This is a genomic window from Calidifontibacter indicus (assembly GCF_003386865.1).
Classification (GTDB): Bacteria; Actinomycetota; Actinomycetes; order Actinomycetales; family Dermatophilaceae; genus Yimella; species Yimella indica.
On the sequence record NZ_QTUA01000001.1, the window covers coordinates 2869898 to 2894158 of the forward strand.

A 24261-nucleotide genomic window follows, 5' to 3' on the forward strand; every position below is an offset into this window, starting at 1 on the left:
GCGGTCGCAGCTCACGAAGACCGCCGCCACGCTCGTGCGCGGCGGCGGTCTTTCTTCGTGCTCGTGTCAGCGACGGGCCGCGGTCTGTTCGTGGATCTCGATCAGTTTCTCGATGCCAGCGGCCTTCGCGAGCGCGTCTGGTGCGACCTGACCGCCGAGCGACAGCGGCAGGTCGAAACAGTAGATCTCACCCTCGGCGAGGTCACCGAACTTGGCACGGGCCCCGCCGCGCGGACCCTCGAGGTCGGACAGGTGCGACTGCGGGCTCGGCAGGTGGTCGTTGAAGAAACCGACGACATCGGGAGCGACGAAGTTGTTGGTGAGGAAGTGCGGGTCGAGGCACTGCACCGGCCCGTCGCCCTGGACGTGGTAGACGTGGCCGAAGCTGGTGACCGCGAAGGGGAAACTGCGGACGTCGCTGCCGAGCCAGCGCTGCAGCACGGGCGACCACTGCGCCGGGTCGACGAGGGCGAGACGCTGCTGGCCGTAGAAACCGAGGCCGTGCCGGGTCCAGAGTTCGACGAGTTCGGCCGGGGCGTTCGCTGCTGCGTACTCCAGGAACGCGCGACCGGGCACCCGGACGTCCGGGTCGGGCGCGTAGGAGTCGAGGAAGCGCTGCACGGTGATCGTCATGCGCCACATGCTAACCAGCGCGCCCGGCGGTACAGGGGTCCACACTCCCGGCACTCGCGCAAACCCGGGTGAAACCACCCCTGGCGGGATGGGAACATAGGCGCCATGACTGACGCCAGTACCCCCGCTATCCAGGTCCCGGACAAGCCCACCGTCGACGGCTTGGAGGACAAGTGGGGACAGGTATGGCGTGAGCAGGACACCTACGCGTTCGACCGCGAGCGTGCGATGCAGTTGCCGCGTGAGCAGATCTTCGCGGTCGACACTCCCCCGCCCACGGCCAGCGGCGCACTCCACCTCGGCCACGTCTTCGGTTACACCCAGGCCGACTGCCTGGCGCGCTACCACCGGATGACCGGCAAGGAGGTGTTCTACCCGATCGGTTGGGACGACAACGGCCTGCCGACCGAGCGTCGGGTGCAGAACTACTACGGCGTGCGCGGCGACGCGACCCTGCCCTACGACCCCGACTTCACCCCGCCGACCGAGGGCGCGGAGGGCAAGTCGGTGAAGGCCGCCGACCAGAAGCCGGTCGGGCGCGCCAACTTCATCGAGCTGTGCGAGAAGCTCACCGCGATCGACGAGGTGGCCTTCGAGGACACCTTCCGCCGGCTCGGGCTCTCCATCGACTGGAACGTGCAGTACCGCACCATCGACGACCGCTCCCGGGCCGTCGCCCAGCAGGCCTTCCTGCGCAACCTGGCCCGCGGTGAGGCCTACCAGGCGGAGGCGCCGGGGCTGTGGGACGTCACCTTCCAGACCGCGGTAGCCCAGGCCGAGCTCGAGGCCCGCGACTACCCGGGCGCCTTCCACAAGGTCAGCTTCCACAAGCCCGACGGCTCCACCGTCGAGATCGAGACCACCCGCCCCGAGCTCATCCCGGCCGTCGTGGCGCTCATCGCCCACCCGGACGACGAGCGTTACCAGCCGCTGATCGGCAGCACGGTCACCTCGCCGCTGTTCGGCGTGGAGATCCCGGTGCTCGCCCACCCGGCGGCCGAGCCCGACAAGGGCGCCGGCATCGCGATGTGCTGCACCTTCGGTGACCTCACCGACGTGCAGTGGTGGCGCGAGCTGCAGTTGCCGATCCGCTCGATCATCACCCGCAACGGCCGCATCACCGGCGATCTACCGGAGTGGATCGCGGGCGGCCCGGGCGAGCAGCTCTACACCGAAGAGCTCGCGACCAAGACCGTGCACTCGGCGCGCGAGGCGATCGTCGCCGCGCTGCGCGAGTCGGGCGACCTGGTCGGCGAACCGGTGAAGACCCAGCGCAAGGCGAACTTCTTCGAGAAGGGTGACAAGCCGCTGGAGATCGTCACCAGCCGCCAGTGGTACATCCGCAACGGCGGCCGCAGCGAGCAGTTGCGCGACGACCTCGTGGCCCGCGGCCAGGAGATCGACTTCCACCCGACGTTCATGCGCAGCCGCTACACCAACTGGATCACCGGGCTCAACGGCGACTGGTTGATCAGCCGGCAGCGCTTCTTCGGTGTGCAGTTCCCGGTCTGGTACCGCCTCGACGAGCAGGGCGAGGTCGTGCACGACGACCCGCTGCTCGCCGAGGAGTCGCGGCTGCCGGTCGACCCCACCAGCGAGGTGCCGGACGGCTACACCGAGGAACAGCGCGACCAGCCGGGTGGGTTCACCGCCGACACCGACATCATGGACACCTGGGCGACGTCGTCGCTCTCGCCGCAGATCGCGGCCGGGTGGCCGGTGGCGGCCGATCCGCTCGGCAAGAACGACCCGGAGCTGTTCGCCAAGATCTTCCCGATGAACATGCGTCCGCAGGGGCACGACATCATCCGCACCTGGCTGTTCGCCACTGTGGTGCGCGCCCACTACGAACACGGCAGTGCGCCGTGGACCGACGCCTACATCAACGGCTGGATCCTCGACCCCGACCGCAAGAAGATGTCGAAGTCGAAGGGCAACGCCACCACCCCGAGCGACATGCTCGAGGCCAACGGCACCGACGCCGTGCGCTACTGGGCCGCCATCGCGCGCCCGGGCACCGACACCGTCGACGACCCGCAGCAGATCAAGATCGGCCGCCGCCTCGCGATGAAGCTGCTCAACGCGAGCAAGTTCGCGCTGACGATGGGCACCGAGGGTGAACCCGTCGGCGGCGTCGAGGCGATCACCGAGCCGCTCGACCGCGCGATGATCGCCGGTCTCGCGCAGGTTGTGGAGCAGGCCACCCGGGCGTACGAGGCGTGGGACTACGCCCGCGCGCTCGACGTGACCGAGACCTTCTTCTGGACCTTCTGCGACGACTACATCGAGCTGGTGAAGGACCGCGCCTACGGCGGTCGTGACAACCCGGTCGCACCCGAGGCAGCTGCCTCCGCGCGGGCTGCCCTGCGGCTGGCCCTCGATGTGCAGCTGCGTCTGCTCGCGCCGGTGCTGTGCTACTCGGCCGAGGAGGTGTGGTCGTGGTTCAAGCAGGGTTCGGTGCACAAGGCCGCGTGGCCGTCGGTCGACGAATTGTCTTCGGCCGCAGGTGATTCCGCGGTGCTCGACGCCGTCGGCGCGGCGCTGGCGGGTGTGCGCAAGGCGAAGTCCGACGCCAAGCTCGGCATGCGTGCCGAGGTCAGCTCGATCACCTTCGCCGGTCCGGCCGAAACGCTCGACCGGGTGCGTAGCGGCGAGGCCGACCTGCGCGCCGCCGGCAAGGTGACCGGGCTGGCGTACGCCGATGCCGACGCCTTCGAGGTGCGTGACGCGCAGCTGATCCCGCCGCCGCCGAAGAGCTGATGCCCGGCTCCCGACAACGAGTAGGGTCGCGCGACGATGCGGGGGTGACGAGGTGGAGCCGGGAGCCGGTGCTGTAGCCGGCGATCGCGCTCGAGTGACGAATGTCGTCGCGGTGACCGCGGTGGTCGTCATGGCTGCGGCGGTCGCCGTGGTGTACCGACGTCCGGCACTGGTCACCTACACCGACGTCACCCCGCCGGTACGCCCCTCCCCGTCGCCCACCACGACGTCGACTCCTCTACCGGGTGCGGGTCAGGCCCCAACGGTCCCGGTCCCCGATCTGAGCGGGTACGGCCCCGACCTGACCCGACTGTTCGTGTTCGGTTGTGCGGTAGTTGCTCTCGCCGCAACCTGTTGGCTGGTCGTCGCGCTCGTGCGGGCCATCGGTCTGCGGCATCGCCGGCTGCACACGCCTCCGGTGGCGCTCGCCCCGCCGCTGGCCACGCTCGTCGCGGAGTCGGTCGAACACTCGCTCACCGACCTGTCGGTCGGCACCCCGGACAACGCGATCATCCGGTGCTGGGTGGGCCTGCAGGACGCCGCCCGCGCGGCCGGCGTCGAGCCCCGGCCGAGCGAGACGTCGGCCGAGCTCACCGTCCGGTTGCTCGACGAGTTGTCGGTCGACCGCGCTTCGGTGAGTCGCCTGGCCGCGTTGTACCGCGAAGCGCGGTTCTCCACCCACGATCTGACCGAGGACGACCGTGCGGCGGCGCTCGCAGCGCTGACCGCCATCAGGCGGTCGCTGCCGGATGCGGCGGTTTCCCATGCCTGAGCCCGTGCGCCGCTGGGGTGTCCGACTGCTACGCGCGGTCGTGCTCGCGGCGGCCTTGTGGTGGATCGCCGGTCTGGTCGGCATGCACACCCGGTTGGCGGTCGATGTCGCCCTCGCCCTCGTGGCGACCGCGCTGCTCGGACTGGCTGCCGACACCGGACCCGCGTGGGCGATGTCGATGCCGACCGACCCGCCCGCCGACGCACGCAGCCGCACGGTGCAAGACCCCCGCCGGTCGTTGCTGCGCCGCATCGTCGACGACACCACGCGGGGACGCCACGGCGAACCCGTCCGCACCTCCGCCGCCACCCTGCAACGCACCCTGCGTGCCGTCGCCGCCCATCGCACCGGTCAGCACCTCGGCATCGTGCTCGACCCGGAGGACCGCACCGTGCTCGCCCGGCACCTCGACCCAGACCTTTCCGAATACCTTTGTGCGACAACACCACCCCCGATCGACCAACACCGGTTGGACGATCTGATCCGACGCATCGAGACTCTGTGACCGACATTGCGACGACGACCGAGACTGCCGCGCGCGTGCTCGACCAGGTCGAGCAGGTGGTGGTCGGCAAGCGTGCGTCCCTCGAACTCGTCCTGGCGGCGGTGCTGGCCGGTGGTCACGTGCTGCTGGAGGACAACCCCGGCCTGGGCAAGACACTGGCGGCGAGATCGCTCGCCCAGTCGCTCGGGCTGGAGTTCAAGCGCGCTCAGTTCACCCCCGATCTCCTGCCGGCCGACCTCACCGGCGCCTACATCTACGACCAGGCGAAGGGCGAGTTCGCGTTCCGGCACGGTCCGGTCTTCACCGGGCTCCTGCTCGCGGACGAGGTCAACCGCACGCCACCGAAGACCCAGGCCGCGCTGTTGGAGGCGATGCAGGAACGCCAGGTGACGATCGAAGGACACACCTTCGCGCTGCCCGAGCCCTTCCATGTGATCGCCACGGCCAACCCGGTCGAGTACGAGGGCACCTACCCGCTGCCCGAAGCGCAACTCGACCGTTTCCTCGCCCGGGTCTCCTTCGGATATCCCTCTGCGGAACAGGAATTGGACGTCCTGCAGCGGCGCATCGCGCGCCGTCAGGAGGCCGTCGAGCTGCCCGCCGTCACCGATGCGACCGGCCTGCTGGCGATGCAGCAGGTCGTCGAGCAGGTCGCGGTGGAGACCAGCGTGCAGAAGTACTGCGTTGACCTGACCACGGCCACGCGGTCACACCCGCAGCTCATGCTCGGCGCCTCGCCGCGCGGCTCGCTCGCGCTGATGCTCCTCGCCCGTGCGATCGCGGTGATCCGCGGACGCGACTTCGTCAGCCCGGAAGACGTCAAGCGGGTCGCGGTCGCGGTGCTCGGCCATCGCGTCACCGTCAAACCCGAGCTCTGGATGGCGAACGTCGCCGGCGCCGGCGTCGTCCGTGCGCTGCTCGACACCGTGCCCGCACCGCAGGCGCTTCATGGCACCTGACGACCCGGAAATCGGCACGGGAGACCCGGGAGACACAGCGAACTCGTGGGTGCCCGGGCCGACCATGCTTGCTGCGGCCGCCGCCGCGGTGGGCCTGTGCACCCTGGCCGTGATCACCGCGCGAGCCGACCTCCTGGTGTTGGCGCTGCCGTTGATCGTCGTCACCGCGTGGGCCTTCGCGACCCGTCCGACAGGAGATCCGGCGGTGCGGGTTCGGCTCGGCAACCGCACACCCACCGAACAGGAATCGGTCGCGTGGACCGCAACGCTGCACGACGCCGCCGGTGCGGAACAGTGGCATGCGGTCGTCGAGCCGACTCCCGGGGTCGTCTGGGACGGCGGACGCCCCGCGCAGACCTCGATGCCGACCTCCGCCACCGACCGCATCGATCTGACCTTCGCGTTGCGCCGCTGGGGCCCCGCCCAGACCGGCTCGGTCGAGATCGTCGCCGCCTCGCCCTGGGCGGCGTACGTGTGGGGGCCGGTGCACCTGCCCGGCAGCGACCTGCACGCGCTACCCCGGGTCGACCGGTTCAGCGGCCGCGCGCCGGTGCCGCACCCGATCGGTCTAGTCGGGTCCAACCGCAGCAGACGCACGGGCGACGGCACCGAGTTCGCCGACATCCGCGCCTTCCGAGCCGGCGACAAGCTGCGCACGATCCATTGGCCGGTCACCACCCGCACCGGGCAACTGCATGTGCGCACCAGCTACGCCGAGCAGGACGCGGAGATCGTGCTCGTGCTCGACGGGTCGATCGACGTCGGGGGCACGGTGACACCGACAGTTCGCTCGACCTGGGCCTGCGAGCCTGCGCGTCGCTCGCGCACTATTTCCTCGGCCGCGGCGACCGCGTCGGCCTCGACGTGATCGGCACCGGCTCGCTGCGGCACGTGCCGGTCTCCCTGGGCGCACGTCAGCAGCACAGCATTCTCGACGTGCTCAGCCGGGTGCGGGTCGGGCGATCCTCGGACGCCCACGCCGACCGGGTGCGGCTGCGGGTCTCCCCCGGCGCGACCGTCTTCCTCGTCACCACCCTGCTCACCGAACTCGGCACGGCGGTGGCCGCCGACCTGTCGCGGCGCGGTCTGCCCGTCGTCGTGATCGACTGTCTCCCAATGGAACCCGACCACCTCGACGAAGATCTGGTCGACCGGATGGCGTGGCGGATCCGGGCCCTCGAACGGCAGATGGACATCGACGGGCTGTCCCTGCGCGGTGTGCCGATCACCCCCTGGCGCGGGCCCGGCAGCCTCGATGCGGCGCTGCAGGTGCTCGGCCGCCGTTCGCCGGCGCGGGAGCGGCGGCGATGACGCTCCTTCCGCGACTCGACCGGCTGGTGCGCATCGACCCGACACGATTGCGCGTGCTGCTGGTGGCAGCCGCCGCCGTGGTCGGCTTCCACGTGTGCGCGGTCGCTGCGGGCGACCCGTCCTGGTTCGTGTTCGCGCTGGTGTTGGTGGCCACCGTGGGCCTCGCCGCACGCACCGACGGCGCCACCGAAGTGATGTTGCTCGCGCTGCTGGCCCTGGAGTGGTGGGGTGCCACCGATCGGGTGAGTTGGTGGAGCGTTCCCGCCGCCACCTGCCTCCTGGCTCTGCACAGCGCCGTCACCTTGGTCGCGTCGGGCCCCGACAGCGCACCCGTCCCGCGCGCACTCGCCGTGCGCTGGCTGCGCCGCACCGCGCTGGTCGCAGGGGGCTGCGCGGTCGCCGGATCGCTCGTGCTCGCCGTCCGATCGGTGGCTCTCGACGGCCCGTGGTGGCCGGTGCCGGTGGCCCTCGTCGTGCTCGCTGCGGTCACCGTCGTCTTCAGCGAATCGGTGCGCCGTCCCGATCGGTGATACCCACCCGGGAGAAAGTCGTTAGGCGCTCCTAAGTTAACTTAGCCTCCCCTTACAGCCACCTCGGAAGGTTTCATCGTGCCCGTTGCTCTCGCCCGCCCGACCCGCACCGTCGCACTCACCGCGGCGCTCGCCCTCGGCCTCGCCGCCTGCGGTTCGTCCGATTCTTCGAACAGCTCCTCCACCTCGAACGGCTCGTCCGCGTCCACCTCCGGTGCGGCGGCGCAGGCCACCGGTCCGGTCACCGTGAAGGACGCCCAGGGCCGCTCGGTGAAGGTTGCCGCCAACCCCGGCAAGGTCGTGGTGCTCGACTGGAGCGTGGCGCGCAGCCTCACCCAGCTCGGGGTGCCGATCGCGGCGCTGCCCAAGGCGAGCGGGGAGCTTCCGGCCGACATGGCCGCACTGAAGTCGGTGAAGACGGTCGGCACGTTGTTCGAACCCGACTACGAGGCGATCGCCGAGCTCGAACCCGACCTGATCATCATCGGTGGCCGTTCCGGCAACGCGAAGGTACTCAAGGAGATGACCAAGATCTCCCCCAACGTCATCGACATGTCGGTGCGTGAGGACGACGCGACCAAGCACCTGTCCGCCGTCTCCGACCAGTACAAGACGCTCGCCTCGATCTGGGGCAAGTCGAGCCAGGCCGACACCCACCTCGCGTCGATGAACAAGGCGATCGGCGATGTGCGCACCAAGGCGACGAACGCCGGTGGCACGACGATGTTCGTGCAGGTCTCGGGCAGCAAGGTCGGGGCCTACGGTCCGGGCTCGCGCTTCGGCACCGTGTGGACCGACTTCGGGTTCAAGCCGGTCAATGCCCCACTGAAGAGCGACGGCGGGCACGGTGACGAGATCAACCAGGAATTCTTCCTGAAGTACAACCCGAGCCGCGTGCTGGTGCTCGACCGCAGCCGCACCATCGGTGAGTCGGCCAAGCCGGCCCTCGACGTGCTCAACTCGGGGCTGGTCAACAAGACCGACGCCGCCAAGAACAAGAAGATCTCGACCGTCGACGGCTTCTCCTGGTACCTCGCCACCGACACCCCGCTGTCGTACATCGCTGCCGCGAACGACCTCGCCAAGGTGCTGTGAGTTCGCCGGCGAGCACCGCCGCGCGCAGCCAGGAGTATCCGGCCGAGCGCCCGGAGGAGCGCCCGGAGGAGTACCAGGAGGAGCACCCGCACGACCACGTGCAGGAGAACAGCGGCGGTCCGGCGTCCGGTCGTCGGCGCCGCCCGCCGGTGGTGGCGATCGCGGCCGTCACCGTCGTCGCGCTCAGCGTGCTCTCGCTCGGTGTCGGCGTCGCGGGCGTCGGGCCACTCGACGTGTTCAGTCCGGACGCCGCGCAGTGGGAGATCCTGCGGATCTCCCGTATCCCGCGGCTGGTCGCGCTGTTGTTGGCGGGGGCGGCCATGGCCGTCGCCGGCCTCATCATGCAGCGGATCACCGGCAACCGGTTCGTCTCCCCGAGCACGTCGGGCACGGTCGAGGCCGCGGTGCTCGGCGTCATCGCGTGCGCGGTGCTGGTGCCGTCGGCCGGCCTGCTGCCTCAGATCGGTTTCGCCATCGGGGCGGCCGTGCTCGGCACGATCGGCTTCCTGTGTCTGCTGCAGACCTTGCGTCGCGCCGACACGCTCACCGTGGCGCTCGTCGGCATGATGTACGGCGGGGTGCTGGGAGCGATCGGCGCCTACCTGGCCTACCAGGCCGATCTGATGCAGATGCTGGAACTCTGGACGACCGGCGCCGGATCCTCCCTGCGTGAGGGCACCTACGAACCCCTGTATCTGGTGTTGGCCGTCGGCGCCATCGGCTACCTGTTCGCCGACCGGTTCACGGTCGTCGGCATGGGCGAGGACGTCGCCACCAACCTCGGCGTGAAGTACCGCAGCGTGTTGTACGTCGGACTCGTCGTGGTATCGATGATGGCCGCGTTGGTCGTCGTGGTGGTGGGCGCGATACCGTTCCTCGGCCTGATCGTGCCGAACATCGTGTCGATGATGCTCGGCGACAATGTGCGCCGGGTGCTGCCGATCACGGCACTGGCCGGGGCCGGTTTCGTCGTCGCCTGCGACCTGCTCGGACGCCTCGTGCGCTACCCCTACGAGGTGCCCTTCGCCACGATCGCCGGCATCATCGGGGCGGCCGTCTTCATCGTGCTGATCCTGCGCGCTGCACGGGGTGATCTGCGATGACCGTTGCGACCACCCGCCCCGTCGACGACACCGCCGCGGTGCCCGTCGAGACCGACTTCGAGCGCGCCCGGCGCCGTCGCGTCCGCACCGGTCTGCTCGTGCTCGCGGCGGTCGCGGTCGCCGCGGTGGCGATCTACCAGTTCTGGGACCTGTCGAACGCGAGCTCGTACGCGCTCGACCTGCGCCGCCGGCAACTGCTCACCCTCGTGATCGCCGGCGCCTCCTGCGGCGTGTCGGCGATCCTGTTCCAGACCCTCGCCGGCTCACCGCTGCTCACCCCTGGCGTGATGGGCTTCGACGCGCTGTACGTGCTGCTCGGCACGCTCATCGTCTTGCTGTTCGGCAGCGACACCCTGGCCGGTATGTCGCCGGTCACGACGACCGTGATGAACGCGGGAGCCCTGTGTGTCTTCGGCGTGCTGATCTTCGGTCTGCTGTTGAAGGTCTCGGGACGCAACCTGGTCGTGATGGTGCTCATCGGCATGGTCTGCAGCGCGCTGTTCTCGTCGCTGGGGTCGTTCGCGTCGCGGATGCTCTCGCCGACCGACTTCCTGACCGTGCAGGACATCATGTTCGCCTCGTTCAGCACGGCCGACGAGTCGGTGCTGATGGTGACCGCGCTGCTCACCGCGGCCGCGATCGCCTGCTGCATCCCGCTGGTGCGATACCTCGACCTGTTGAACCTCGGCGCGGAGCGGGCCATCGGCCTGGGGTTGCCCGATCGCGTGGTCGTCGGCTCGACGCTGGCGCTGATCACCGTGCTGGTGGCGAGCTCGACCGCGCTCGTCGGCCCGATGACCTTCCTCGGACTCATCGTCGCCAATGTCGCCCGCCAGGTGGTGGGCACACCACGCCACGGACCGTTGCTGCTCGGGGCGCTGCTCGTCGGTGCCATCGCCACGGTGCTCGGGCAACTGCTGGTCAGCCGGGTGCTCGACTTCGCCGCTCCCCTGTCGGTTGTCATCAACCTGGTCGGCGGCGCCTACTTCATCTTCCTGCTCATGAGGAGAGTGCGACTGTGATCGAACTCCGGGACGTCACTGTCCGATACGACACGGCGACGGTGCTCGACGTCCCGTCCCTGCGCATCCCCGACGGTCGGCTGACCGCGCTCGTCGGGCCGAACGGCGCCGGCAAGTCGACGATGCTGTCGGTGGCCGGACGGCTGCTCAAGCCGACGTCGGGCAGCGCCCTGGTCGGCGGCCTCGACGTCCACCGCACCGCGAACTGCGAGGTGAGCAAGGTGGTGGCGGTGCTGCGCCAGGAGAACCACCTGACCGCGCGCCTCACCGTCGCCGACCTGGTGCGCTTCGGGCGCTTCCCGCACTCCAAGGGACGGCTCGGTGCCGACGATCATCGCCAGGTCGAGGAGGCGATCCGGTTCGCCGACCTGGTCGACCTGCGCGACCGTTACCTCGACCAGCTCTCCGGCGGTCAGCGGCAGCGTGCGTTCATCGCGATGGTGCTCGCCCAGGACACCCCGCACATCCTGCTGGACGAACCGTTGAACAACCTCGACATCAAGCACTCGGTCGCGATGATGCAGCGGCTGCGGTCGTTGGTGCACGACTTCGGCAAGACCGTGGTCGTGGTGCTGCACGACATCAACATCGCGGCGGCCTACTGCGACGAGATCATCGCCATGCGCGACGGACGGGTGTTGGCTCAGGGAACCCCCGAGCTCATCATCGAACCGGACGTGCTCTGCGAGGTGTACGAGGTCGACGTCGAGGTGCTCCACACGCGTGGGCGCCGGGTGGCCGTCTACTTCGAGTAGCCGTCCCACACACCGAAGCCGACAGCCCCCGCGAACCTGGTTCGCGGGGGCTGTCGGTCTGTCTGGGACGGGTGGGCGTCAGGCGCTCTCCTTGCGCGGGGCGCGCTTGCGGGTATCGCGCCGGACGACCGTCGGCAACACGTTGTCGAGCACGACCTCACGGGTGACCACGACCCGGGCGATGTCGTCGTCGCTGGGCGCGTCGAACATCACCGGGAGGAGCACCTCCTCCATGATCGCGCGCAGGCCGCGGGCGCCGGTGCCGCGCAGGGTGGCCTGGTCGGCGATGGCCTCGACCGCGTCGGGCGTGAACTCGAGTTCCACGCCGTCGATCTCGAACATCTTCTGGTACTGCTTCACCAGGGCGTTGCGCGGCTCGGTGAGGATCGAGACCAGGCCCTCGCGGTCGATCGGTTCGACGGTGGTGATCACCGGCAGGCGACCGATGAACTCGGGGATGAGTCCGAACTTCATCAGGTCTTCGGGCACGACCTCGCCGAAGCTGGCCATCGGGTCGCTGGCCTGGCGCAGCTCGGAGCCGAAGCCCAGACCCTGCCGGCCGGAACGGGCCTCGATGATCTTCTCCAGGCCGGCGAACGCGCCACCGACGATGAACAGCACGTTGGTGGTGTCGATCTGGATGAACTCCTGGTGCGGGTGCTTGCGGCCACCCTGCGGCGGCACCGACGCGCTGGTGCCCTCGAGGATCTTCAGCAGCGCCTGCTGCACGCCCTCACCGGAGACGTCACGGGTGATCGACGGGTTTTCGCTCTTGCGGGCGACCTTGTCGATTTCGTCGATGTAGATGATGCCGGTCTCGGCCTTCTTCACATCGAAGTCGGCGGCCTGGATCAGCTTGAGCAGGATGTTCTCGACGTCTTCACCGACATAACCGGCCTCGGTCAGCGCGGTCGCGTCGGCGATCGCGAACGGCACGTTGAGCATGCGGGCGAGGGTCTGCGCCAGGTAGGTCTTGCCGCAGCCGGTCGGGCCGATCAGCAGGATGTTGCTCTTGGCGATCTCGACGCCGTCGGCGTCCTTCTTCGGCGCCTGCTCGGCGGCCTGGATGCGCTTGTAGTGGTTGTAGACGGCCACCGCGAGCGAACGCTTGGCGTTGCTCTGCCCGATGACGTACTGGTCGAGGAACTCGAAGATCTCCTTCGGCTTGGGCAGCTTCTCCAACCCCAGCTCACTGGTCTCGGCGAGCTCTTCCTCGATGATCTCGTTGCAGAGGTCGATGCACTCGTCGCAGATGTAGACACCCGGACCGGCGATGAGCTTCTTGACCTGCTTCTGGCTCTTCCCGCAGAACGAGCACTTCAGCAGATCGCTGCTCTCTCCCATACGTGCCACTCGACTTCCCTCTTCCCTACGTTGCTGGGTGACTGCGCCGACGTTACCCCCGACGTGCGACAACCACTCTTATTGAACCCCGGTGTCGGGCGGCGAGTCACGCCAGTACGCCGAGGGCTGAAATCCGCGCCGCAACCGCTCCAGCCGTCACGCGGCGGGACCCCGTCGGGCCCTGGCAGAAGCGAAGCGCCACCACGACCCGAGCCGCACTGCCGCTGGTGCCATCCGAAGCGAAGCGCCACCACGACCCGAGCCGCACTGCCGCTGGTGGCACCCGAGCCGACCACGCTGGAAGGCTCACGACGGCGGGACGCGTCAGGCCCCCGGCAGAAGCGAAGCGCCAGCCACGACCCGAGCCGCACTGCCGGTGGTGGCATCCGAGCCGACCACGCTGGAAGGCTCACGACGGCGGGACGCGTCGGGCCCCCGGCAGAAGCGAAGCGCCTGCCGGGGGCCCGAACCGCGAAGGAGCCGTCAGTTCTGAAGGCTCGCCTTGCGGGAGGACAGCACCTCGTCGATGAGGCCGTACTCCTTGGCCTCGGCGGCGGTGAGGATCTTGTCGCGCTCGATGTCCTTCTCGACCTGCTCCTTGGTGCGGCCGGTGTGGTTGGCGATGGTCTCCTCCAACCAGGCGCGCATCCGGAAGATCTCGTTCGCGGTGATCTCGAGGTCGGAGGCGGTGCCGCCCGAACCCTCCATCGCCGGCTGGTGGATCAGGATGCGGGCGTTCGGCAGCGCGAACCGCTTGCCGTTGGCGCCGGCGCCGAGCAGCACGGCTGCGGCGGAGGCGGCCTGGCCGATCACGAAGGTCTGCACATCGGGCTGGATGTACTGCATCGTGTCGTAGATCGCGGTCAGCGCGGTGAACGAACCACCCGGGCTGTTGATGTACATGAGGATGTCGCGGTCGGGGTCTTGCGACTCCAGCACGATCAGCTGCGCGATGATGTCGTCGGCCGACGCGTCGTCGACCTGCACACCGAGGAAGATGATGCGGTCTTCGAACAGCTTGTTGTAGGGGTCGGACCGCTTCATCCCGTAGGACGTGCGCTCCTCGAACTGCGGCAGGATGTAGCGGCTGCTCGGCACCTGCAGGCCGCCCGGGGTGCGGGTGGAATTCATCTGTGCTCCCAACGGATTCAACGGGTACGTCATGCCTGCACCTCACCCGGAGCGTCGGTGGAACGCTCGAAGACGTGGTCGACGAAGCCGTACTCCTGGGCTTCCTTGGCCGAGAACCAGCGGTCGCGGTCGGAGTCGCGCTCGATCTGCTCCGCGGTCTGGCCGGTGTGGTCGGCGATGAGCTGCGCGAGCTCCTTCTTCATGCCGAGCAGCAGTTCGGCCTGCGTCTTGATGTCGGACGCGGTGCCGCCGATGCCGCCGGACGGCTGGTGCATCATGATCCGCGCGTGCGGGGTGGCGTAACGCTTGCCCTTCGCACCGGCGGACAGCAGGAACTGACCCATCGACGCGGCGAGGCCCATGGCCACGGTGGCGACGTCGTTGGGGATCCAGTTCATCGTGTCGTAGATCGCCATGCCCGCGGTGACCGAACCACCCGGGCTGTTGATGTACAGCCAGATGTCCTTCTCCGGGTCTTCGGCGGCGAGCAGCAGCAGCTGCGCGCAGATGGCGTTCGCGTTGTCGTCGCGGACGTCCGAGCCCAGGAAGATGATGCGCTCCTTGAGCAGGCGGTTGTAGATCTGATCGTCGAGGCCGGCCACCGGCTGGGTGGCCATGCCGACCGGCGCGTTACTGCGCTCCGTCATCGTGACTCCATCTGTCGTTCGCGTGCGGACGCTGGTGTCCGCTTCCATTTGACCCTAACGTCAGCCACCGAGGGTTTCGTCCCGACCCGGACCGATGTTCGCCGTCAGCGGAAGAGGCACCCGCCGGCGTCCCCGAGACGGTCCTGATGCGGGCCCTTGCCCGGACGGCGAAAGGCGCCCGGGCAGTTGCCCGGACGCCTTTCGCACGTGTCCCCGTGGGGAGGCCGATCAGGCCTCTTCGGTGGAAGCTTCCTCGGTCGCGGCCTCGTCGGTCGCGGCCTCGTCCGTCGCGTCAGCGGCGGGAGCCTCGTCGTCGTCCGACGCCTCGTCGCCCTCGAGCTCCATCTCCTGGTTCAGGTCGACGGTGTTGCCGTCGGTGTCGACAACCTGCACCTTCTCCAGCACCGAGGCCAGCGCCTTGCGGCGGGCCACCTCGGACAGCACCTGCGGCACCTGACCCTGCTGGTCGAGCGCCTGCGCGAAGGTGTTCGGGTCCATGCCGTACTGCTGCGCCTGCATGATGAGGTACTCGATGAGCTCCTCCTGCGAGACCTGCACCTCGTCCTGAGCGACGATCTTGTCGAGCAGCAGCTGCGACTTCAGGGCCTTGCGGGTCGACTCGTCGACCTCCGCGCGGTGCTCGTCGTCCTCCAGGCGACCCTCGGCCTCGAGGTGGCTGTGCACCTCGGCCTCGATGATCTTCTCCGGCAGCGGGATCTCGACGTTGTCGAGCAGGTGGTCGAGCACCTTGTCGCGAGCCTGCACACCCTGCTGGAAACGCTTGGTGGTCTCCGCTTGGGTGGTCAGCTGCGCGCGCAGCTCGTCCATCGTGTCGTGCTCCGACGCCAGCTGGGCGAAGTCGTCGTCGAGCTCGGGCAGCTCGCGCTCCTTGACGCTACGCAGCGTGATGACGCAGTCGGCGTCCTCGCCCTCGTGCTCGCCACCGGCCAACGGCGCTGTGAAGGTCTTCGACTCATCGAGCGACAGGCCCTCGAGCGCCTCGTCCATGCCCGGGAGCATGTTGCCCGAACCGATCTCGTAGGAGATGCCCTCGACCGAGTCGATCTCCTCGTCGCCGATGGTGGCGGTGAGGTCGACGGTGACGAAGTCGCCCGACTTCGCCGCGCGCTCGACGGTCTTCAAGGTGCCGAAACGCTCACGCAGCGCGCTGACCTCGGCATCGACGTCCTCGTCGGTGACCTTCAGCGGGTCGACCTCGATCTTGATGTCGCCGAACTCCGGCAGGTCGAACTCCGGACGCACATCGACCTCGGCGGTGAAGACCAGCGGGTCGTCGCCCTCGGTCGGCGCACCGGTGATGTCGACCTCCGGCTGACCCAGCGGCTGCAGGTCGTTCTCCTCGATCGCCTGACCGTAGAACTCCGGCAGCGCCTCGTTGATCGCCTCGCTGACGACCGCGCCACGGCCGAAACGCTGCTCGATGATGCGAGCCGGCACCTTGCCCTTACGGAAACCGGGGATCTGCACCTGGTTGCCGATCGCGGCGTACGCGGCGTCCAAGCTCGGCTTGAGCTCCTCGAACGGCACCTCGACGGTCAGCTTGACCCGGGTCGGGTTGAGGGTCTCGACGGCGCTCTTCACTACAGGCACTCCAAAAGGTTGGGAATCGGTTCCGCACTTGCTGGAGCGGGCGACGAGAATCGAACTCGCGTAATCAGTTTGGAAGACTGAGGCTCTACCATTGAGCTACGCCCGCACGGCTCAGCACGCGCGAGCGACAGGGTGGCCCGACGTCCGGCGTGATGTACCGAGGGGTTAGCCTACCTACTCTGCCGACAGCGCCCAAAACGGGCCGGTCGCAGACACCACCACGGGGTATGGCGCAGCTTGGTAGCGCGTCCGCTTTGGGAGCGGAAGGCCGCCGGTTCGAATCCGGCTACCCCGACGCCGGGCCTGCGGCCCTATGTTCATCGTTCGACTCCCTCCGGCCGTCCCGGCCTTCCCGGGCTCGCAGGCTCGCCCGGTCGGCCGTGCCGACTCTCCGGCAGATCTCACATAGTCCGCTTGCGCTGCGGGCGGGTGATCGTGTTGGTCGCCTATCGCACCTCGATGCCGGGCACGGACTCCCCGGTCGGCTGCGGTGACCGACGGTCAGTTTCGTTTGAGGACGACGACGGTGCGGTCGTCAGACTCGCCGGCGCGGGCCATTTCGCAGATACGACGGGCGGAGCCGTCGAGGCAGGCCGTGATCTCGCGGTCGGCGACACCCAGCATGCGGTCGATGCCCTGGGAGATGTCGACGTCCTTGTGCTCGACGACACCGTCGCTGTAGAGCACCAACACGTCACCGCGGTCGAGTCGACCTTCTAGACGCGGGTAGTCGGCCTCGTTGAGGTCCTCCAGGATGCCGAGCACCACCCCGGCGCCGGTGCGCAACGGCTCCCAGCGTCCGGTGCCCGCGTGGAACTGCACGGCCGCCGGGTGGCCGGCCGAGCCGAGGCAGAAGGCACCCGACTCCAGATCGACCGCGACATGGGTCGCGGTCGCGAAACCGTCGGTCCACCCCTGGCGCACCAGGTAGTCGTTGGTCGCAGGGAGCACCCGGTTGGGTTCGAGAGCACCCAGCAGACCCGACACGGCACCGCCCAACAGCACCGCACGCGACGCCGCGGTCAAGCCCTTGCCCGAGACGTCCAGCACGGCGGCGTTGAAGATGCCCTTCACCTCACAACCCACCACGACGTCGCCGCAGAGGGCCTCGCCGTGCGCGGGCAGGACGGCGGTGTCGAGCGTCCACTGCGCAGGCAGGGTCGGCATGTGGGTCTGTACGGCGTGCCGGCGCCGCAGGTCGGTCAGCATGTTCGCGGCGACCTCCTGGGTCACCCCACCGGGGCGGCCCCACAACCGGTTGATGAGCGCGACGATCGCAACCGTCGCCCCGAGCGCCAGCGCACTCGACACGACGCGATCACTCAACTCACCGGTGTGCAGCACGACCGACACCACCACGAAGGACACGCAGATGTAGGCGAGCACCGTCGCCATCAGCCGGCCGCGCAGCAGCAGACCGGCCGCCGCGACCAGCGGCACGAACAACGCGTAACTGAGGCTCGGTCGGACGACGAAGATGCCGACCAGAACAGAACTCGCCAGAACGAGCGCTCCCGCGGCGATGACGCCGATGCGAGGGACGGCCGTCGTGCGGCCTACGACACGATCAGCCGGCTCGGCGAGCCATCGGGCACGCCGAGCGAAGAGCCCGTGCGGCAACGGCTGTTCGATCCCCATACCGGCAACGCTATAGGTACCGATCGGTAACGCCAAAGGAACTTGACCAACTTCTTACCTTCAAACCCCACTTTTCACCCGGCGGGGCGTATCCTTCGCCGTTTCAGCCGGCGACCGATAGCACTCCTGCGGGCGGACCGCAAGGGTTCAGGACGCCGGAAGTGTGCCGTCCTGCTCATAGGTCGACACCATGTCGAGCCGACGCTGGTGTCGCTCGACTCCGGAGAACGGCGTCTCGAGGAAGACCTTCACCATCGCCTGAGCCTGCTCCTGGGTGTGGAAACGCCCGCCGAGGGAGATGATCTGCGCGTCGTTGTGCTCCCGGGCGAGCTGCGCCAACTCGGTGGAGTAACAGAGCGCAGCACGGATGCCCTTCACCTTGTTCGCAGCCATCTGCTCACCGTTGCCGGAGCCGCCCAGCACCACGCCGAGCGAACCCGGTTCGGCAGCGACCGCCTCGGCGGCACGCAGCACGAAGACCGGGTAGTCGTCGAGCTCGTCGTACTCCTTGGGTCCGTGGTCAACGACGTCGTATCCCTGCTCGGCCAGCCAGTCGACCAGGCCGCGCTGCATCTCGTAGGCGGCGTGGTCGCCACCGATGTGAACTCGCATTGTCGTGATACCTCAGCTGAAGTCGGGGTCAGCGCTGCGGCTGCGCTTGAGCTCGTAGAAGCCGGGGGTGCCGGCGACGAGCAAGCAGCCGTCGAACAGGCGGCCGGCGGCCTCGCCCTTCGGCGCCGGGGTGACGACCGGACCGAAGAAGGCGACATCTTGGAAGGACACCACGGGCGTGCCCACGTCGTCACCGACCAGGTCGATCGCACGCTGGTGCGACTCGCGCAGCCGGGTGTCGATGTCGTCACCCGGAACGTTCTGCGCCTGCTCGATGAGTTCGGCAGGCAGTCCGGCCTCGGCGAGCGCCTCGACGCAGATCTCACGCAGTTCGTCACCGGTACGGCCACGCTCCTGGAGGTGAATGCGCCGACCCATGGCGTCGTACAACTTCTTGCGGACGGTGTTGCGCTCGGCCTCGGGCACCGACTGCTCGGCGGCGATCACGGTGCGCACCGGCAACCAGCCGCGGTCGAGCATGTCGCGGTAGCTCTGCGGCACGTCACGGCCCTCGTTGAGCACACTCAACGACATGACCGACCAGGTCACGTCGACGTCGCGCACCTTCTCCACCTCCATCATCCAGCGGGAGGTCATCCATGCCCACGGGCACATCGGATCGAAGAACATCTCTGCCGCCGAGCGGCCGCCGTTCGAGGCGTTGTTGTCAGTCACGTGCCCATCCTGCCAAAGCCGTCGAGGCGTTGCGTGGCAGCATGGCTGCGCACGAGACCGACCGATGGTGCGTGCGCGATCCCCACGAAGGAGACCAGGTGTCGACCACCAACCTGACCCGCACCGAGGCGGAGTCCCGCTCGGGACTCGTCGATGTCGCGTCCTACGACGTGAGCCTCGATCTGACCACCGACGCGGCGACATTCGGGTCGGTCACATCCGTGCGGTTCAACGCCGCGCACGACGCCGACACCTTCATCGACTTCGTCGGCGGCACCGTGTCCTCCCTCGAGCTCAACGGCGAGAGCATCGACGCCGGAGGCTACGACGGTGCACGGATCCCGTTGTCGCTCAAGGCCGGCGACAACCAGTTGGTCGTCACCGGCACCGGCACCTACATGAACACCGGCGAGGGTCTGCACCGGTTCGTCGACCCGGTCGACTCCGAGGTCTACCTGTACTCCCAGTTCGAGGTCGCCGATTGCCGCCGCATGTTCGCGGTCTTCGACCAGCCCGACCTGAAGGCGACCTTCGCGTTCACCGTGACCGCTCCCGCGCACTGGCAGGTCGTGTCCAACCAGCCGACCCCCGAGCCGGTGGAGTCGTCGCAGGTCTGGACCGACCCGTCCGGCAATGAGCGCCCGACCGCCACCTGGAAGTTCTCGGCCACACCGGTCATGTCGTCGTACATCACCGCGCTGGTGGCCGGCCCCTACGACGTCGTGCGCGACAGCGTCACCACCCGCCGCGGCGAGGTGCCGCTGGCGCTCTACTGCCGTCGCTCGCTGCGCGAGTACCTCGACGCCGACAACGTGTTCGACTGCACCAAGCGCGGATTCGACTTCTTCGAGAAGGAGTTCGACTGCGAGTACCCGTTCGAGAAGTACGACCAGATCTTCACCCCCGAATACAACATGGGGGCGATGGAGAACGCCGGCTGCGTCACGATCAACGAGATCTACATCTTCCGGTCGAAGGTCTCCGACGCGAAGGTCGAGCGCCGCGCGCTGACGATCCTGCACGAACTGGCGCACATGTGGTTCGGCGACCTGGTGACGATGCAGTGGTGGAACGACCTCTGGCTGAACGAGTCGTTCGCCGAGTGGGCTTCCACCGTGTGCCAGGCCGAGGCCACCGAGTGGGCCGAGGCGTGGACGACCTTCTCGATCCTGGAGAAGACCTGGGCCTACAACCAGGACCAACTCAGCTCGACCCACCCGATCGTCGCCGAGATCCGCGACCTGGAGGACGTCGAGTCGAACTTCGACGGCATCACCTACGCCAAGGGCGCCTCCGTGCTCAAGCAGCTCGTCGCGTACGTCGGGCGCGAGGCGTTCGTGCAGGGTTTGCGCAGCTACTTCGCGAAGTACGCGTGGGGCAACACCACCCTGCCCCAGCTGCTCGGTGAGCTGGCCGACGCATCGGGCCGCGACCTCGACGCGTGGTCGGCGGCTTGGCTGGAGACCGCGGGCGTCAACACCCTGACCCCGAAGGTCGAGGTCGACGCCGATGGCACGATCACTTCCTTCAGCATCGAGCAGACCGCGACGGAGCAGCTGCCGACCCTGCGCCCGCACCGTCTCGCCGTGGGTTGCTATGAGCGCCAGGCAGATTCGTGGGTGCGGGTGAAGCGGATCGAGGTCGACGTCGACGGCCCGTCGACCTCGGTCGACGAACTCGTCGGCAGCAAGCACCCCGGCGTCGTGCTGGTCAACGACGACGACCTCGCCTACTGCAAGATCCGTCTCGACGAGGCGTCGCTGGCCGCGATCGTCGAGCGTCCGGACGGCTTCGGGTCACTCCCCCGCGCACTCGTGCTCGGCGCGCTGTGGGACATGACCCGCGACGCACAGATGCGCGGCCGCGAGCTGGTGTCGGTGGTGCAGGTGCTGCTGGGCGCCGAGACGCACGCCGGCATCCTGCGCATGATGCTCAACCTGCTGCGCCAGCTGACCGCGCTCTACATCGACCCGGCGGCGCGCGAGGAGATCCGCGCCCACGTCACCGCCTCGCTGCGCGCCGCGGCCACGGCGGCCGAGCCGGGATCGGACGCGCAACTGCAGCTCACCGAGGCGTTCGCGACCTTCGCGTCGTCCGACGACGACCTCGCGCTGATCCAGGGCCTGTTCACCGGCGAGGAGACCTTCGAGGGGCTCGTCGTCGGCCAGGACCTGCGCTGGAACCTGCTCATCGCCCTGGTCACCGGCGGCGTCGCCGGCGAAGCGGAGATCGCGGCCGAGCAGGAGCGCGACGCGACCGCCACCGGCAAGGAGAAGGCTGCCTGCGCACGGGCGGCCGTGCCGACCGCGGAGGCGAAGGCCGCCGCGTGGACCTTGCTCGTCGACACCCCCGACCTGGCGAACCAGACCATCGAGGAGGTCGGCATCGGGTTCCAGCGGGTGCACGACAACGCCTTGCTCACGCCGTACGTCGACAAGTACTTCGCGATGCTCACCGACATGTGGAGCACCCGCACCTTCCACATCGGGCAGTCCATCGCCCAGCTGGCGTTCCCGGTGCGGCTGGCGTCGACCGAGCTGCTGACCGGCTGCGAGAAGTGGTTGCAGGACAACGGTTCTGCCTCTGCAGGGCTGGTGCGCGTGGTCACCGAGCACCGCGACGACGTCGCTCGGGCACTGACAGCGCAGGCCTTCGACGCCTCCTGAGTCGCCGCCCTTCACGACGAAGCCCCCGCTCCGGTTCGGAGCGGGGGCTTCGTCGTGCGCAGACCTAGACGGCCGGTCCGGCGTCGCGGCGGTTGACGCAGCGGATGAGGCGCTTGGCCCGGCGGCTGATCATCACCTCGTCGAGGGTCACCAGCTTGTGGTTGCCGTCGGCCAGCGGCAGCCGCCAGTTGGGGTATTCCTCGTCGGTGCCCGGCTGGTTGATCGTGCGCACGTCCCCGACGAGGTCGTTGACCGAGACGCCGAGCATCTTGCTCGGAGCCCACGCAAGGTACTTGTGCAGCGCGTCGACCTGTTCCTCGATGCCCGCGTTCGCCTTGAGCAGTCCGCGCTCACGCAACGCCGAGAGCACGGCCTCCCGTTGGGCGTCGTCCTCGGCGATCTCCTCCTCCAACGGACGGGTCAGCAGACCGAGTTCGTGCCGCACCGCGATATGTTCGCCCTGCAGGTAGCCGGCGGTCGGCGGCAGGTCGTGGGTGGTCACGCTCGCCAGACACAGCGACCGGTAGGTCTCCGGCGCCCGCGGCGCCGAGCCGTCCTTGCGCTCGAACCACAGGATCGAGGTGCCGAGCAGCCCGCGCTCGAGCAGGTAGTCGCGCACCCAGTCCTCGACCGTGCCGAGGTCTTCGCCGATGATCACCGCGCCGGCGCGGTGCGCCTCGAGCGCGAGGATGCCGACCATCGCCTCGTGGTCGTAGCGCACGTAGGTGCCGTTCTTCGCAGACTCCCCCCGGGGCACCCACCACAGCCGGAACAACCCGAGGATGTGGTCGACGCGCAGGCCGCCCGCCATCCGCAACCCGGTGCGCAGCATGTCGCGGAACGGCGCGTACCCGAGCTCGGCCAGACGGTCGGGCCGCCACGGCGGTTGGCTCCAGTCCTGACCCATCTGGTTGTAGTCGTCTGGCGGCGCGCCCACGCTCACCTGGTGGGCGAGCACGTCACCGAGGGCCCACGCGTCCGCACCGCCGGGGTGCACACCCACCGCGAGGTCGTGCACGACACCGACGCCCATGCCCGCGGCGAGGAGTTCACGCTGTGCGTCGGCCAGTTGCGACTGCACGATCCACTGCAGCCAGCACTGGAACTCCACCTCGTCGGCGAGCCGCTCCCGTTCCTTCGCGACGGCTTCGCTGCGCGGGTCACGCAACTCCTGCGGCCATGTCTCCCAGGGCAATCCGCGGTCGACGACGATCGCCGACCAGGTCGCGAAGTCGATCAGGCCCTGCCCCTCGCGGGCCATGAACTCCTCGAAGTCGCGGGCGCGACGGTGGGTGCGCTCGGTGCGGAAGATCATCCGCAGCGCGGCCCGCTTCGCTTCCCACGAACCGTCACGGTCGAGCTGGGCGAGCTTGTTGAGCCGGCGGGCATCGTCGCTGTGCCACTCCACCAACTGGTGTTCGGCCGCGGACAGGTAGCCGATCTCCGGCACCTCCTCGACCCGGATGTACATCGGGTTGACGAACCGGCGCGACGTCGGCAGGTAGGGCGACGGCTCCATCGTGGCGACCGGCTCGGCCGCGTGCACCGGGTTGATGAGCACGAAGTCGGCGCCCTGGCGAGCACCCCAGGTGCCGAGCTCGGCGAGGTCGGCGGCGTCGCCGATGCCCCACGAGCGCTCCGACCGCACGGTGTAGAGCTGGGTCATCAGACCCCACACCCGGTCGTCCTGCAGGGCCTTCGGTAACGCCAGCTTCTCCGGGGTGACGATCACCGGCGCGCGATGTTCGACCTCTGCAGCATCCGCCTCCACCGTGGATCCGCTTGCCGTGGAGGGTGATTCGACGGTTTCCGGCTTCTCGGTGGGGGCCGAGACGGTGCCGGGAACGTGCGCGGCGTTCTCCTCACCGGAGTCGTCCGCGTCGGAGGCGTCGTCCGCGCCGGAGGCGTCGGAGGCGTCGTCCGCGCCGGAGGCGTCGGAGGCGTCGGCCGCTTCGGCGACCTGCGCCGGCTCCTCGACCACCGCACCCACGGTGACGACGAGCTCGTGATACCCCAGCGGCAGGTCGCCGGGCAGTTCGATCGTGGTCTCCGCCACGAGGTCGCCGTCGACCTCCCGGGGCTCGACGTAACGGTCGACGACGGTGACGTCGCGGGTGCGGCCGTTCTCCAGCACGAGCTTCGCCGTCACCGGAGCACCCTGCGGCGCGTGCAGCGCCACCCACGGCGTCCAGCCCTCGCGCAGCACCACCGCGCGCGGCAGCACCCGGCGCCACGGCTCGAGTTCGCGCGCTGCGAGAGCGGCCCGCGCCGACTGCTCGTCGTCGGCCTCGACCCCGAACACGCTGAGCACGGTGCTGATGGTGTCGGCCGACACCATCACGTGATTGCCCTTCCAGTCCCAGTAGTCGGTGGCCACGCCGTAGGCGCGGGCGAGATCGATGAGCGGGCTGGAAGGCGCGTCGGACATGGCCGCAAGTTTCGCACGTTCCGAAGGGTCTTCGAGGCGTGGGCCGCTGCCCTGCGAGACTGAC

At 68.8% G+C, this 24261-nt stretch carries 21 protein-coding genes and 2 tRNA genes; 13 read left to right on the forward strand and 10 right to left on the reverse strand.

Features of this window, described 5'->3' with window-relative positions:
* Window positions 1–66: 66 nt before the first annotated feature.
* On the reverse strand, window positions 67–633 hold the full coding sequence (locus tag DFJ65_RS13595; protein WP_170144096.1) for a GAD-like domain-containing protein: 567 nt from the start codon (window positions 631–633) through the stop codon (window positions 67–69).
* A 105-nt stretch (window positions 634–738) separates the two neighbouring features.
* Here DFJ65_RS13595 and valS point away from each other — a divergent pair, with 105 nt between their 5' ends.
* The 11 genes from valS (at window position 739) to DFJ65_RS13650 (ending at window position 11445) form a co-directional block, all read left to right on the forward strand.
* Complete coding sequence (gene valS / locus DFJ65_RS13600; protein ID WP_115923478.1) at window positions 739–3393, forward strand: valine--tRNA ligase; 2655 nt, start codon at window positions 739–741, stop codon at window positions 3391–3393.
* A 94-nt stretch (window positions 3394–3487) separates the two neighbouring features.
* Window positions 3488–4165 (forward strand): DUF4129 domain-containing protein, encoded by a 678-nt coding sequence (locus DFJ65_RS13605; RefSeq protein WP_115923479.1) that lies wholly within the window; start codon window positions 3488–3490, stop codon window positions 4163–4165.
* Window positions 4158–4670 carry a hypothetical protein gene (locus DFJ65_RS13610; protein WP_147301403.1) on the forward strand — a complete coding sequence of 171 codons (513 nt, stop codon included), beginning with the start codon at window positions 4158–4160 and terminating at the stop codon, window positions 4668–4670. The genes DFJ65_RS13605 and DFJ65_RS13610 overlap by 8 nt, the downstream gene beginning before the upstream one ends.
* Window positions 4667–5629, forward strand: a complete 963-nt coding sequence (locus DFJ65_RS13615) for an AAA family ATPase (RefSeq protein ID WP_115923481.1) — start codon at window positions 4667–4669, stop codon at window positions 5627–5629. Before DFJ65_RS13610 ends, DFJ65_RS13615 begins: the two co-directional genes overlap by 4 nt.
* Window positions 5619–6497, forward strand: a complete 879-nt coding sequence (locus DFJ65_RS13620; RefSeq protein WP_115923482.1) for a DUF58 domain-containing protein — start codon at window positions 5619–5621, stop codon at window positions 6495–6497. Before DFJ65_RS13615 ends, DFJ65_RS13620 begins: the two co-directional genes overlap by 11 nt.
* A gap of 23 nt (window positions 6498–6520) precedes the next feature.
* Window positions 6521–6940 (forward strand): hypothetical protein, encoded by a 420-nt coding sequence (locus DFJ65_RS13625; RefSeq protein ID WP_170144097.1) that lies wholly within the window; start codon window positions 6521–6523, stop codon window positions 6938–6940.
* A complete protein-coding gene (locus DFJ65_RS13630) occupies window positions 6937–7470 on the forward strand; it encodes a hypothetical protein (RefSeq protein WP_115923484.1) in 534 nt (177 codons plus the stop codon). The genes DFJ65_RS13625 and DFJ65_RS13630 overlap by 4 nt, the downstream gene beginning before the upstream one ends.
* Window positions 7471–7548: 78 nt before the next feature.
* Window positions 7549–8565 carry a siderophore ABC transporter substrate-binding protein gene (locus DFJ65_RS13635; protein WP_115923485.1) on the forward strand — a complete coding sequence of 339 codons (1017 nt, stop codon included), beginning with the start codon at window positions 7549–7551 and terminating at the stop codon, window positions 8563–8565.
* Window positions 8562–9668: an ABC transporter permease gene (locus DFJ65_RS13640; protein ID WP_211308449.1), complete on the forward strand. Its 1107-nt coding sequence runs from the start codon at window positions 8562–8564 to the stop codon at window positions 9666–9668. The genes DFJ65_RS13635 and DFJ65_RS13640 overlap by 4 nt, the downstream gene beginning before the upstream one ends.
* A complete protein-coding gene (locus tag DFJ65_RS13645; protein WP_115923486.1) occupies window positions 9665–10690 on the forward strand; it encodes an iron chelate uptake ABC transporter family permease subunit in 1026 nt (341 codons plus the stop codon). Before DFJ65_RS13640 ends, DFJ65_RS13645 begins: the two co-directional genes overlap by 4 nt.
* Window positions 10687–11445, forward strand: coding sequence for an iron ABC transporter ATP-binding protein (locus DFJ65_RS13650; protein WP_115923487.1), 759 nt, complete (start codon window positions 10687–10689; stop codon window positions 11443–11445). The genes DFJ65_RS13645 and DFJ65_RS13650 overlap by 4 nt, the downstream gene beginning before the upstream one ends.
* Window positions 11446–11523: 78 nt before the next feature.
* Here the strand turns inward: DFJ65_RS13650 and clpX are convergent, their stop codons facing one another.
* The 5 genes from clpX to DFJ65_RS13675 all read right to left on the reverse strand — a co-directional run bounded on the left by clpX (window position 11524) and on the right by DFJ65_RS13675 (window position 16284).
* Complete coding sequence (gene clpX / locus DFJ65_RS13655) at window positions 11524–12798, reverse strand: ATP-dependent Clp protease ATP-binding subunit ClpX (RefSeq protein WP_115923488.1); 1275 nt, start codon at window positions 12796–12798, stop codon at window positions 11524–11526.
* 474 nt (window positions 12799–13272) lie between these two features.
* Window positions 13273–13920, reverse strand: a complete 648-nt coding sequence (locus DFJ65_RS13660) for an ATP-dependent Clp protease proteolytic subunit (protein WP_170144157.1) — start codon at window positions 13918–13920, stop codon at window positions 13273–13275.
* 29 nt (window positions 13921–13949) lie between these two features.
* On the reverse strand, window positions 13950–14567 hold the full coding sequence (locus DFJ65_RS13665) for an ATP-dependent Clp protease proteolytic subunit (RefSeq protein ID WP_281269879.1): 618 nt from the start codon (window positions 14565–14567) through the stop codon (window positions 13950–13952).
* 228 nt (window positions 14568–14795) lie between these two features.
* On the reverse strand, window positions 14796–16178 hold the full coding sequence (gene tig / locus DFJ65_RS13670) for a trigger factor (RefSeq protein WP_425452996.1): 1383 nt from the start codon (window positions 16176–16178) through the stop codon (window positions 14796–14798).
* 32 nt (window positions 16179–16210) lie between these two features.
* A tRNA-Gly gene (locus tag DFJ65_RS13675) sits at window positions 16211–16284 on the reverse strand.
* 115 nt (window positions 16285–16399) lie between these two features.
* Between DFJ65_RS13675 and DFJ65_RS13680 the strand changes: the two genes are divergently transcribed.
* Window positions 16400–16473 (forward strand) — tRNA-Pro (locus DFJ65_RS13680).
* Between the two features lie 206 nt (window positions 16474–16679).
* On the opposite strand, the gene DFJ65_RS13685 is transcribed toward DFJ65_RS13680, so the two are convergent.
* The 3 genes from DFJ65_RS13685 to DFJ65_RS13695 form a co-directional block, all read right to left on the reverse strand.
* Window positions 16680–17816 carry a PP2C family protein-serine/threonine phosphatase gene (locus tag DFJ65_RS13685; protein WP_115923491.1) on the reverse strand — a complete coding sequence of 379 codons (1137 nt, stop codon included), beginning with the start codon at window positions 17814–17816 and terminating at the stop codon, window positions 16680–16682.
* A gap of 147 nt (window positions 17817–17963) precedes the next feature.
* On the reverse strand, window positions 17964–18428 hold the full coding sequence (locus tag DFJ65_RS13690; RefSeq protein WP_115923492.1) for a ribose-5-phosphate isomerase: 465 nt from the start codon (window positions 18426–18428) through the stop codon (window positions 17964–17966).
* Between the two features lie 12 nt (window positions 18429–18440).
* Window positions 18441–19058: a mycothiol-dependent nitroreductase Rv2466c family protein gene (locus DFJ65_RS13695; RefSeq protein WP_115924326.1), complete on the reverse strand. Its 618-nt coding sequence runs from the start codon at window positions 19056–19058 to the stop codon at window positions 18441–18443.
* Window positions 19059–19201: 143 nt separating this feature from the next.
* On the opposite strand from DFJ65_RS13695, the gene pepN reads away from it, so the two are divergent.
* The gene (gene pepN / locus DFJ65_RS13700; RefSeq protein WP_115924327.1) at window positions 19202–21769 is read left to right on the forward strand and encodes an aminopeptidase N; all 2568 of its coding nucleotides are present in this window, start codon (window positions 19202–19204) and stop codon (window positions 21767–21769) included.
* A gap of 64 nt (window positions 21770–21833) precedes the next feature.
* Here the strand turns inward: pepN and malQ are convergent, their stop codons facing one another.
* Window positions 21834–24197 (reverse strand): 4-alpha-glucanotransferase, encoded by a 2364-nt coding sequence (malQ, locus tag DFJ65_RS13705; RefSeq protein WP_115923493.1) that lies wholly within the window; start codon window positions 24195–24197, stop codon window positions 21834–21836.
* Between the last annotated feature and the right edge of the window lie 64 nt (window positions 24198–24261).